Origin of the sequence: Parapedobacter sp. (assembly GCF_035556095.1) — a bacterium.
Classification (GTDB): domain Bacteria; phylum Bacteroidota; class Bacteroidia; order Sphingobacteriales; family Sphingobacteriaceae; genus Parapedobacter.
This window is the reverse complement of record NZ_DATMFT010000016.1, coordinates 87757-100920: the sequence shown is the minus strand read 5'-3', so window position 1 is coordinate 100920 and position 13164 is coordinate 87757. Positions and strand designations below refer to the sequence as shown.

Sequence of the window (13164 nt, the reverse complement as noted above, 5' to 3'; positions counted from 1 at the left end):
GAATGATGAATTTACTTTCCAAGTTTCTTTCCTGCATTTTGAATTAAACTTCTTAAGTAGGAAGCTGAGTAACTTTCTGTACCATCGGGTCGAATAAGCCAAAATCCCCTCAATTGATCATTCGTGTATACCAACGAATTTTTTACACCTTCTTTGACCTCGTTGCAGTAAACTTGCCAATGTATAATATAGGGGATATCTTGTGTTATAAAAACCGACATAGCCTTATCCCAGCGCTTAATAAGCTCTTCTTTTATAATTCTTCCATTTTGTGCCGCAATTCCAAAAACAGTTCCTTCGTTTTCGGGAATCCCAATTTCGCCAATCATAATAGGAACAGCTGGAAATTCACCAGTAGATTTCATATTTTCTCTGATGTAATCAATACCCCGCCAAAGATCCACCGGGTCAGCCAACCCTTCATAGCATGACCAAGACACCATATCCGTCTTTACATAGGGAAGCACATTGGAGGTAAGACACGGAATACCTTTTCGACCATCAAGCACCTTATTGACTTCGATTGCGTGATAAATCTTACAGTTTGTTATTCCCATCTCAGCACGTGCCCGATCGACCCCGGTTTGTCTAGCACTAAACCAGTTGATCATGACATCGCTACGCTTCTCTACATCGGGAGGAAAAGACTCCGCTGTCCACTGCGCGGCCGCGTTCGTGCCACCGCGCATCAACCAATCGCCTTCCCAGTTATGCAGAATAAAAACCACTTCCCTATCCTTATAAGTTTGCAGCAGATACTTAGTCAATTGATACATGGCCTCTTCTTCCTTGGCATAATCTGTAGCTGATGCTTTCATCGCCTGCTGAAGATTTATTTCACCACGCACACTCAATGCAAAGGTTTTGAATGGCATATCAAAGACCGCTTTAAAATAGGGATGCGCCGCAATCTCAACCAAGCTTGCCTGCTCACTTAAATTCCAGTCGGAATTGTACGGATAATCGCTTGCGGGCTTATCTTGGAGCCACAGCTTAATCGTTCCCATGCCTAGGTGTTGAATGGCTTGACTACCCGCTGTTAAAAATGGAGATTCGGTTAGAAAGTACTTTCCCGCAACGTGTGAAGCCCCTAGCCGCACTCTCATATCTGCCGGAATAGTTGCACCATTAAGCGGACTATTACGCGCTATCATAGCACTTATTTCAGCAGTGGTGGGTCCCTCTCTGTAAATATCTGTTTGTGCTTTGCATTGGAGGGAACACAAGAGAGCGATTTTAATGATTAACCTCACGGGTATGTCTATTGCTGTTCGCATACACACTACCAATTGGGGTTTTGTGTAAGCGCTTTATTCACATACAATTCATTCTGTGCAATTGGGTACAAATTCATTTTGTCGTGCCAAACACGCGTTTCAACCAATTTCGGGGTATAAGATACCTGGCCCGAATTATTCCGGCTTACGTCCACGCCATATATTTCTGCGGTCGAATTACCAATTCCCCATCTCCTGATATCCCAGAAACGACTATCCTCAAAGGCCAGCTCCACCCGCCGTTCATTCCGCAATTTTTGCCTAAAGGCGTCTTGCGACATAGCTGCGGGAAAATCCGGCATTGCTGCCCGCCACCGTATAAAGTTCACCGCCTCGCTCGCGGTCATTTGCAACGTGCCGGGGCCCTTGACATCGGGGCCAAATGCTTCATTCATAGCCTCCGCATAATTTAACAACACCTCGCCATAGCGAAATACCACCCAGGCATGCTGCTGCGTCGTAGGGTTGACGGGATTTAATGAAATACTTTCTATTAGGTATTTTTTAAGATAATACCCTGTCTTGGTAGCCCGTTCCTGAGGAGGGCCATTGAATCCGCCAGGCCAAACCTCTATAGTCAAATTTTTCCAAGTGGCACCATTGTAAAGGATGGTTTCATACATCCGGGGGTCACGACCTGCATACGGATTTTGAGCAACGAAGCCCGATTCTTGCTCGTTAATGTCCATCCCAGTTTCCTGCATTTCATATGCCTCCACCAGATTTTGTGTAGGGCACGTCCCCGTATTTCCCCCTTCATAACCTACCGGAAAGTTTGCCACTTCAAAGGCATTCGAGAAGTTTTGTCTGGTTTCCAATATCAATTCAGATGAATTAATGTTGTTTACGACGTTTTTATAACTGCCCTCCAGCGAATATTGTTGCATATCGATGATTTCTTTTGCCGCAGTAGCTGCGGCCACCCACTTCGTCTGGTCGTTTGAAACGTTATGCAACGGACTAGCGGCGTATAAAAGCGTACGAGCTTTTAATGCAAGGGCGGCTCCTTTTGTTGCACGTCCGGTTTCGGCACCCGGCAGGCTTGCGTAGGAAGTAGGCAATTTCGGAATGATGTCGTCACATTCGGAAACAATAAAATCGACCACGTCGTAATAGGGCGTTCTAGTCACCGCATTAGCTTCTTGCACGGTTAATGGGGTCTTAATCAAGGGAACATCCCCATACCGCTTAATCAATTCAAAATAAAAAAACGCTCTCAAGAATCGGGCTTCGTTGGGGTAGTTATCGTATTGAATCATCATCTCCCGATAACCGTCGTTATACCTTAGATCTTCAAATGTCTGTCCTTCCGATTTTTGCAGGAACAGGTTAGCTGAGCGGATTCCAGTATACAAGTGGCCCCATTGATCGTCAAGCGGTTGTAAGGCACTCCAGCTTCCATCGTTGAATCTCTTAATGGCAGATAAATCCCACACATGCACCGCGTCATCGGATGCCGACGCCCGCATCGCGCCATCAATACTGTTAAAGTCAGTGGGCAGGTATGCATAAATCGTAGTCAAAAGTGCCTTATAGAGGCTCGGACTATTCAGCACCGCATCTTCCCCATAAAACGACGCTTCACTATAATCCAGCGGCTTATTACACCCTCCGAAAAGCGGTATTAATATTGAACAGATTACAATTATCTTTATGTATTTCATAACAATCTATTTTAATAGCCTAAAAACCAATTTGCACACCTAAGCTATAAGTTGCATACGTAGGATATGTAAATCCAATAGCCTCCGGATCCACCGCATCGATATTATCAATAGAAAATAAATCCATTCCCCTCATTATCACTCGGATATTTGACAGCCTAAGCTTCGAAGTCACTTGTTGAGGAAGGCTATAGTGAAGCATGACGGATCTTAATTTAAGGTAAGAGCCATCGACCAGCCAGATACTATTAGGGCGATAATTATTATCATTGCTCAACGTAGTCAGTCGCGGCAACGTTGCCGTTTCTGACGTCGCCGGGGTCCATCTGTTTGCTGAAAAATCGGTTATGCTGCTGTTTCCAATCAGGGGCCAGAAAACACTTTGTGCGCTCAAATAAAGCGTTCTGTTAGCAACGCCTTGGAACATCACATCCAGTCCGATTCCTTTATATGTCACCCCAAAGGATGCCGCATAATACATTTCAGGATTGACCGTATTAAACCCTAACGCCTTTTCATCATAGGCGTTGATAATACCGTCATTGTTCTGATCCCTATATTTTATGTCTCCTGGTTTTACAGATGAAAATGTCTGCGTTGGGCTATTTTCTATATCTGTCTGGTCTTTGAAAAACCCGATCGCTTCCAGACCAAAAGCCTGTCCAATACTTCTTCCTGTTCTTGATAGGTAATTAAAAGGTTGAAAGGCCTCGCCCATTTGTTCGATCTTATTGCGGACATACGCAAACTGCCCGTCGATGTAATAAGTGAAGGAACCTTCATTATTGTAAAATTTAAGCTCCGCTTCAAAGCCTTTGTTATTTACAATGCCCTCACTTAGCAGTGGCTTAGCAGCTCCAAGCACATTGGAAACCAACCCATCAGATTCAACCAATATATTTGTCCGATGGTCATAGAAAACATCGACATTCAAATCGATCATCTCCAGCACAGATACATCTATGCCGAGATTATACTTGGTGGAGGATTCATAGGTTAAGCCGGTCGATGGCAGTCTACCTTCTTGCAGTCCCCCGGAAATATTATTGTTACCCGTATAAAAATACGGTGTAGATCCATTAAATTGGACTTCTGAAAGATTTTGCGGTATCAAATCATTACCGGTTATTCCCCAGGAAGCCCGTAATTTAAGGTCATTAACCACCCTTTTAGAGAACCATGATTCCTCAGCTATTTTCCATCCAACCGACAAAGCGGGGAAGAAGCCAAATCGACTCCCTTTCGGCAATACATTTGTTCCACTGTAGGAAAGCGATAAATCGGCAAAATACTTCAAACTGTTTGCATAATGCAGATTACCTGCGACCAACTGATGAATATAGGTATTAGATTGGCCGTTTCTAAGCAGCTTATCCTGCTGATACAATAGGATAGAGTTGACGCTTTGATTGCCCCATTCTTTGTCGTATTTCAATTTTCCTTGAACCGTTGCATGGTTCCATTGGTTTGCAAGGTTATGGTAGTAATTCAATTCTGTATCTTGTCCATAGTCCGTTTCAACAGAATCCAGCGCCCCATTGTTTTCAGTTAGTGATATCGACTGGTATTCGTATTGTTTGACTTTACCTTCCGAATAGGTGGCAGAATTATCAAAAGCAACGGCAGCTTCTACTGCCAAGCCGGGTAATAGCGCATCAAGTCTCTGTTCGATGCTACCGTCTGCCAGCAGTTCGCGGATCTGCGTATTCCGATAGCCCGTGGCTGAAATCTGCGCAATCGGATTATTAGCAAAATTGGCAGTACCTCCCCAAATATTGTGGTATGTTTTTACCGGATAAGCTGCTGACGGTGTATTATATAGCGCCCACATGATATCGGCAACCGAAGTACCCGGCGTTTTGGTTTCCCGCAGGTTACCGCTTAAGCCAATCTTCAGTTTGGTTGATTTGGTGACATTCACATCCACATTTGAGCGGAAATTGAATTTACCATAATTCAACTGCGTATTATATCCTTCGTTCTCATTTACCGGCCCCAATATTCCATTATCAGACTGGTAATTCAACAAGGCAAAATAACTAGCTGTAGCTGTTTGTCCCTGAAAGGTAGCCTTGAAATTATTGGTTTTGCCAAAATCCCGGAATGCCTGCTCAAACCAGTTTACATTCGGATAAAAATAGGGTGAAGATCCAGATTGAAAGGCATCCAATGCTTGTTGTGAATAAAGCGGTGTTAAGCCGTCATTCAACCTGGCTTCATTCATCGCAGTTGCATACCCGTATCCATCTAAAAAATCAGGTATGCGCCTCGCTTGTGTGATACCTTGTTCATACGAGATATCTACTTTGTTCTTCCTTGCATCCCCTCGTTTTGTAGTCACCAATAGCACACCATTTGCGCCACGAACACCGTACATCGCGAGTGCAGCCGCATCCTTTAGGATTGCTATACTTTCAATTTCTCCAAGAGAAAGTGACGAAATAGGCCGTTCGTAGCCGTCGACCAGCATCAGAATAGACGCATCGCCGAAGGTTCCAATCCCCCTAATCATCAGCCGAGGGTCGTTCTCCCAACTGGCTCCTCCGTTTTGCATCACCGCCAAACCTGCTATCTTACCGAAAAGGGCGTTGGCCGGATTGATGGTCATCCGATTTGACAACCCGTCTGCCCGTACAATACCTATCGCGGATGTGAGTTCATTTTTATTGCGTGTCGAACCGAAACCCACCGGAACCACATCATCATCGTTTTCTTCACTAACGGGCTTATCCACCTTGTCAATGGCCAGCCCAGCGGATTGCTGTTGAGCAAGCCCCGTGAAGGGAAAGAATAACAATGTGAGCGACAGACATATGAGATCCATATATTTATTTGTCATCTTTATACGTTTTAGTTGCATTGTTAAAACCACTTTAAGTATCACCAGCCAGGGTTTTGAACTAATCCATAACCTTTATTTACCTCCGTTGGGGGGAAGGCACTCAAATACCATTTAGGCGACCAAGACCGTTGCCAAGCCCGTGTAGGTAGTTCAAATAATTGATACGTAAATTCGTCACCTTCTTTAAAAATATTCATTCCATGCAGTTTTTTCGTGAAATCATCTGCCCTTTTCCAACGGATCAGATCAAACCACCTAACCTCCTCATACCCAAATTCGCATGCGCGTTCGATCAATACCGCTTCGTGAAATTGTTCTTTATTCAGATTCGGAGTCAAATCCGGAAGTCCTACCCGATTCCGTACAACGTTGACACAGCGATAGGCTTCTGGAGTAGGTCCGTTGTTTAATTGGTTACTCGCTTCCGCATACGTCAAATAGATTTCAGCCAAGCGGAGGTAAGGAAATTGCACAACAGAACCAAACGACGTAGCACTATTAAAATCCAATAAGAATTTCCGCATGTCGTAGCCTGTCGCTGCCATCGATTGTCCGATGGATTGACGCTCGATCCCGCCAACCCACAACTGTGCCGTACGCCCTTGGTACGTATCTTCATTCGTAAGCACCGTTTCATATAACCTCGGATCGCGGTTGACAAAGGGATTCTCTTCCACATATCCCGAATTCGGATCGGAAATCGGCAATCCATTGGCCATACCGAACATATTCACATATTCTTGTGTGGGACAGCCTATACCGTGAATACGCGTTACCTGCATACCCAGGTAGTCGTAGTCGCCTTCATTTCGATATCGCACCCTGGTGGAAATCAAAATTTCACCATTTCCCCGTTGATAGTAAGCCTTCTGGAAATCCTGTCTCGGATGGCCGGTTTTGACTAATTCATACCCTCCCTGGGCTTCCACTTTCTGAATCAGTTCTTCTGCCGCATTGGCCGCCCGCTTCCACAGATTCTGGTCATAATTCCCATGCCAAGTCATCTTTTGTTGCGACGCTTCTCCGTCGAGATATGGTGTATCGCTATTAAACAGCGGACTTGCACCAAAAAGCAGCATACGCGCTTTCAGACCAAGCGCAGAAGCTTGTGTAAAACGGCCATCGTCATTATTGATATCGTTTAGCACCCACGGTAAATCAGGCGTTGCCTCATCGATGATGTTAATAATCGAATCCATTGTGGCTAAGCTTGTAAGCCGTGGAAAATGAGTGTCTTCATTGACTCCAATGGCGTGATCAATCCAAGGGAGTCCACCGAAATGGCGATACATATCAGCATAATGCATTGCTATAATCATTTTTGCTTCTGCTTTCAGCCGCTTCTTGGTTTGCTCATTTACGTTGGGAACACGGTCGATATTCTCCAGAAAAATGTAAGCCATTCGGATGCCTTTCCAGCTATCTTCATGCAAAAAACTATATTTGGTACCGGTTGCGTTATTTTCTGTTCCCGCACTGTATTGCCCTGAATAATAAATACGGTACACAGCGCCATCCAACCGGAAAGATTGCGTAATGTCAGTAAGCGACTCTAAGATATCCGCATCCATACCAATCCCTTTGGCCGAAAAATCATACAATAACCCATAGTGTAGCGTTGCATAGGCTCCGGTTAGAAACCGGTTAGCATATTCGAGGTTAGAGAAAATGGTATCCTTCGTCACATCCACACTGGGTGGTTTTTCAAGAAAGTCGTTACCTACTTTAAATTTCTCACATCCCACTATGGCGAAAGCCAGTAGCCATAAAAAGATAATTAGTATATTTTTCATCACCTTGAAATTTTATGATGTTAGAATGTTACGTTTAAACCAAAATTGAATATTCTCATCAGCGGATACTGTGCATTTTCCGTTGGTACAGATTCCGGGTCTATGAGTCCTAGATTGTCAAAAGTCAACAGGTTATAACCATTGGCATAAAGACGTAAACTCGACATGCCGAGCCGCTTTAACAAAATATGCTTGGCAGCATCAAAACTGTATCCGAGTTCAACGTTTTTCAATCTTGCATACGAAGCGTCCTTCAACCAATAATCACTATATTTCATGTTGTTCTCGATTCCCAAGAAAGTCATCCGCGGATACGTTGCCGAGGCAGCCGTTTCCGGAGTCCACCGCCCATCGGCCATGTACTTCATAAGCCCGAACCCATGTGTAGGCCCAAACGGCAATTGGAACGACCCTTGAAATGCCCTTGATACGTTGGTTGCTCCAGACCACATCATATGCAAATCAAATCCCTTATACTGCATTTCGATCGTTAATCCAAAAACATATTCAGGATAGTCCGGAAAGCCAATTGGTCGCTGGTCATCAACATTTATCTGCCCATCGCCATTCAGATCTTTATACCGTAAATCCCCCGGTTTGGCCTCGTAATTTGCATTTGGGAAATTGCCGATATTAGCCACATCTGTTTCGGTCCAAAAGCCATCAAACACATAGCCGAATGGTTGGTTGACGCGATTTCCCGTGCGCAAAAGGTACGATTCCCGCTGCGGTGTCTCATCCATAAAAACAATTTTGTTTCTAGCGAAGGACATATTCGGGCTAATCATGTAGTTAAAGGCACCGATGTTATCCCTCCACTTTATTTGTAATTCATACCCATGATTGTCAACGACGCCGATATTTACTGCTGGAAGGTTAATAGCCAGAATGCCGGGAACCGTCTGACGTGTCGTAAGGATATTATCGCGATGTTCAGTGAAATAATCCGCCACGACGGCAATTTTCCCATTCAGCATCGTAAGATCCAGGCCAATGTCCTTTTTCTTCGACTTTTCCCATGTGACGAGCGGATTTCCAACCTTGCCTTCCGATGCGCCGATCTGATTCTGGGGAACATTGACCCCGAAACTATAGCCACCCGAATTCGCCGAATAACTGTCCGGTAAATAAAGGAACCGGCTATTCCCCATCCGATCATTACCCACAACTCCGTATGAACCCCTTATTTTCAGGTACTCAATAAACGGAGCATACGCTTTCATAAATTTCTCTTCGGAAACCACCCAGCCTGCTGATATGGCTGGAAATAATCCAAATCGCCTTTCAGGAGCAAAATTTTCGGAACCGTTATACCCCATATTTAAATCCAGCAGATACTTTGATTGATAGTCGTAGGTTATCCGTCCTACAAGCCCAACGTATCCCCGTGGGATATCCACATTCGACGTCGGATAAAACGTTTTGCTCTGATTGTAAAGCAAGAGTCCGGTGACGCGGTGTGCCTCAAACATTCGGTCATAAGAAAAAGCCGTTTCGAAATACCAATCCCGGGCTTTGTCGTAACGCTCGGCATAACCTAATGTCCCATCTTCCCCGATTTTCCGGTAGACAACCGTTTTATCATCCGGTTCGGTAGGATCTAAATCATGTAAATAGCTGGCCAAGTACGTTGCCCGACTGGAGTTTCTGATTTTGGTAAAAGAGTAGCTTCCGTTATAAGAACCTTTAACTTTGAAGGAAAGCCCCTTTACGAGGGCGTCCAGCTGCTGATTTAACATCAAGTCAAAATTGAGCGGATTCGTGAGTGCATTTTGGAAACCCTTCCCATAGTAACCGTTAAGCGCATCACGTGTTTCACCTGAAATATAGCGGGGATCGCTTTGTATATGCTTTCCGTCTACAATCCCTATTCCTCTATAAGGCTGGGCAAAATAGATATTCCGCCAGATACTGAATTGCGGCTCATCGGCCAAGGGCTCGTTACGAAACTCACTTCTTCCGCCGGTTGTTAAGGAAAGGGTAGTCGTTTTAGTTACATCGATATCCAAATTTACCCGGTAGTTATATCGGTTATAACTGTAGTTATTATTATCCGGCAGGTCAAATATCCTAAACAGGCCGTCTTGCTTGAGATACCCCAGTGAAACAAAATACCTGACCGCCTTTGTTCCGCCCGAAATATTGACATTTTCTTGCGTTTGAAATGCGGAAGGCTTCAATATATAATTCACCCAATCGGTATTTGGATAAATGATCGGATCCGAGTTGGTCCGGAATGCTTCCAGGGCCTCTGGGCTGAACTTCAGTACTGCATTCGGATCGTCATTTTGTTGAGCTTCTGTATACATCTTTGCATGCGTATAGCTGTCTACAAAAACAGGAAGTCTCAATGGCTGTTGAAGGCCAGCAGAAGCCGATACGCTGATTTTGGCAGGCCCTTCGGTTCCCCGCTTCGTTGTCACGATGATTACTCCATTGGCTCCCCGCACACCGAACACGGCGGTAGCAGACGCATCTTTCAATACAGATACCGACTCAATTTCATTGGGGTCTAATTGGGTAAACGGCCGTTCTACCCCATCTACAAGTGTAAGCGGTGCTGAAGCCGCTGACGTAAGTGATCCGATTCCGCGGATATAAGTTATAGGATCGTCGCCTCCTGGACGACCTGAATACTGTACCGTTGCCAAACCGGTAACGCGTCCGGCAAGCGTATTCGCAACACTAGCATTTGGAGATTTGATCAGATCCGCCGACCCTACAGACGAAATCGCACCCGTAACCGTTAACTTCTTCTGTGTCCCATATCCCACCACCACAACCTCTTCCAGCCCCGCGACATCTTCTTCCAGCGTAACATTGATCTCCGTTTGGGTTCCAACTGTCACACTTTTTCGTTGAAATCCTACGCTGGAAAACTCCAGTACAACAGACGAATTATCCACGATACTGATGACATAAAATCCCTCACTATTGGTGGTGCTTCCTACCGTAGTACCTACCACGTTTACAGACACACCCTGTAGCGGATTCCCTTCACTATCCACAACCTTTCCTTTTATTTGAATAGGAGGTATTGGATTGCCAGGAGGGTCATAACTTGAAGGCACACCGACTATTGCACTCATAGCGCAACAATCCGCACTTACCTTAAATGTAAAAAATAGCAATAAAATAGCGGTTAGCTTCATAATAATAGTTATTTTGGTCGTTAGTGATATGGCACCTAATCTCTTTGGAGGAGCAAAAAACTTTTTCCGTGAATTACACTGAAGTCTTTGCCCTCATTTAGTTACACTTAGGTCTATATGAACTGATTAAAAACGCGTTTACAAATAGCCTTCAATCGGCAAAGGCTAGTACGATCTTAGCTATTTCCTAGGTTTATCGCCCATCTCCAGTTCCAGCACACCGCCTTCCAGCAGCTGCTCATGCGTAAAAAACAGTTCATCCAAGGGTTGGCCATTGAGTTTCGCCTCCTGGATGTACACGTTCTCCGTCGAATTATTGTTAGCTACTACCTTAAATTCATTGCCATTGGGTAACTGGATGCTAACCTCTTCAAACGATGGGCTGCCGATTGAGTAAGTAGGCACGCCGGGGGTTACCTGAAGGAAGCCCATCATCGAAAACACCACCCAGGCCGACATCGCTCCGCCGTCTTCATCACCAGGCATTCCGAATACATTGTCGGTAAACCATGTATCTAACAGCATACGGATACGCTTCTGCGTTTTCCAGGGCGCACCGAGGTAGTTATACAGGTATGGGATGTGTAAACTGGGTTCATTTCCCATGACGAACTGCCCCACCAACCCCGAAGCATCCGGTTGGGTTGCCCAGAATTTCCATTTGGACAAGCCGAGGTCCTCACGGAACAACTGATCCAACTTCGCCTCAGCAGCCTGTTTCCCTCCCATAAGCGCAAATAGCCCATTTAAATCGTGCTTCACATGCCAGTTGTAAGTATACGCGTTGACCTCGGTGAAGTACTCCCGGCCGGAAAGGCTCGGGTTATACGGCTCAATCCATTCACCTGCCGCATTTTTTGGCCATACCATGCCCTTGTCTTCCCGGAACACATTCCGGTAAAACTGGGAACGGTCCAAGAAAAGCTCTTTTTCATCGACATGTCCGGCGGGTTCCGCGAGTTGGGCGATACACCAATCACTAAAGCTGTTCTCCAGTGTCACCGACACCGCCTGGCGCTTTTCCCAGTTGGGATCAACCCGGTCGACCGTCTCCGGCTCTCCTGGAGCCAACCCTGGCATATAGCCATGTTCGTTGAAAAAATCATCCAGCTCACTGGGTGGACCATTTCGCCAAGGAATCAGCGTCGCTTCCAACGAGTTCTTGCGAAGACCTTCATAAGCGGTCGCTACGTCAAAATCGCGCAAGCCTTTCGCCCATGCGTCAGCCATCCACGCAGATGCATGGTTACCCACCATCGCTGGCCAGTCGCCAAAAACCACCGCAAACGAGGGCATCCAGCCGTTTTGGCGATACATCTCCACGTAAGAACGAATCATGGTCTGATCCTTTTCCGGGTCCAGTATCATATTCAGCGGATGGTGGGCGATATACGAATCCCATACCCAATTGTCCATATAGAAAGGTTCGTCCGATTCATGCACCTGATAGTCGAACGCACTGTAATAGCGCCCATGCTCATTGATATCCACCATACGCTCCAAGGTGCGGTACAGGGCCGTATAAAACACACGCTTGTCTTTATCGCTGCCTTTTACCTTTATCTTGGATAGTGCCTTCGTCCAAACATCCATGGCCCCTGCCTTCGTAGCAGCGAAATCGCGGTCTCCGATTTCCTGTTCCAGGTTTGTCTTTGCCTGGTCGACACTGATGAAGGAAATACCGTATCGCAGTTCCAACACACCATTCGCCGATTCGACGGTAGCCATTAAGTTTTTTCGGCTGTCGGCTCCCTCAGTTTCCACCTTCGTTACCGTACCGTCAACCGTGCCATAGAAATACACCTTCATCCCGTTATAGTCTTCTTCACCTGAAAAGGCATGGTCATTCGGCGACTCCACAAACCCGGTCGCATTAATAATCGAAAACCGCAATCGGTGTGTCCTCGACTGGTCGGCATTCGTGATCCGAAAGACACCGCTCTTTTCATTTGGCGCAACCGCCACGCTATTATAAGAAGTTGCATCCACCACCTCGTAACTGTAGGGGTGTGCTTCCTGACGGTGTATAACAATATTCGACTGCCAAGGGTTATCAGCTGTGAATACCGGCAGAAAAGAAAATGCCCAACCGATGCGATGGGACACAACGGTAAGTGGGAAGCCCGATATCCGATCGTCTAACTCATCCTTTTTCAATGGGTGCACCCGCAACATGCTATTAGGGAGGTGCACAAGGGGCCGCGTTGGCTCCAAGATCAAGCCCACACCGCCGATTGTAGGGTCGACGTATGTCAGCACGTCGTCATTGCCTACATCGGGGTTATGGCAACCCGCACAAAGCCATCCGGTAAGCAAGCCAACGATTAAATATTTTCGCATATCCGCATTTATTAGGTTATAAAATTGGTTTTCCTTTACCTTAACACAAAGGTATAAATTAAACTTGTATATACAAGAAAAAATAAGAAATCTTAA

At 45.6% G+C, this 13164-nt stretch carries 6 protein-coding genes; all 6 read right to left on the bottom strand.

The window, feature by feature from the left end:
• Positions 1-11: 11 nt before the first annotated feature.
• Positions 12-1154 carry a hypothetical protein gene (locus VNQ80_RS07550; protein ID WP_325637078.1) on the bottom strand — a complete coding sequence of 381 codons (1143 nt, stop codon included), beginning with the start codon at positions 1152-1154 and terminating at the stop codon, positions 12-14.
• 128 nt (positions 1155-1282) lie between these two features.
• Positions 1283-2941: a RagB/SusD family nutrient uptake outer membrane protein gene (locus tag VNQ80_RS07545; protein WP_325637076.1), complete on the bottom strand. Its 1659-nt coding sequence runs from the start codon at positions 2939-2941 to the stop codon at positions 1283-1285.
• A 19-nt stretch (positions 2942-2960) separates the two neighbouring features.
• Positions 2961-5765, bottom strand: coding sequence for a SusC/RagA family TonB-linked outer membrane protein (locus VNQ80_RS07540; protein ID WP_325637171.1), 2805 nt, complete (start codon positions 5763-5765; stop codon positions 2961-2963).
• Between the two features lie 56 nt (positions 5766-5821).
• The gene (locus tag VNQ80_RS07535; RefSeq protein WP_325637074.1) at positions 5822-7576 is read right to left on the bottom strand and encodes a RagB/SusD family nutrient uptake outer membrane protein; all 1755 of its coding nucleotides are present in this window, start codon (positions 7574-7576) and stop codon (positions 5822-5824) included.
• A 20-nt stretch (positions 7577-7596) separates the two neighbouring features.
• The gene (locus tag VNQ80_RS07530) at positions 7597-10665 is read right to left on the bottom strand and encodes a TonB-dependent receptor (RefSeq protein WP_325637072.1); all 3069 of its coding nucleotides are present in this window, start codon (positions 10663-10665) and stop codon (positions 7597-7599) included.
• A gap of 243 nt (positions 10666-10908) precedes the next feature.
• Positions 10909-13068, bottom strand: a complete 2160-nt coding sequence (locus tag VNQ80_RS07525) for a GH92 family glycosyl hydrolase (protein ID WP_325637070.1) — start codon at positions 13066-13068, stop codon at positions 10909-10911.
• Positions 13069-13164 lie beyond the last annotated feature (96 nt).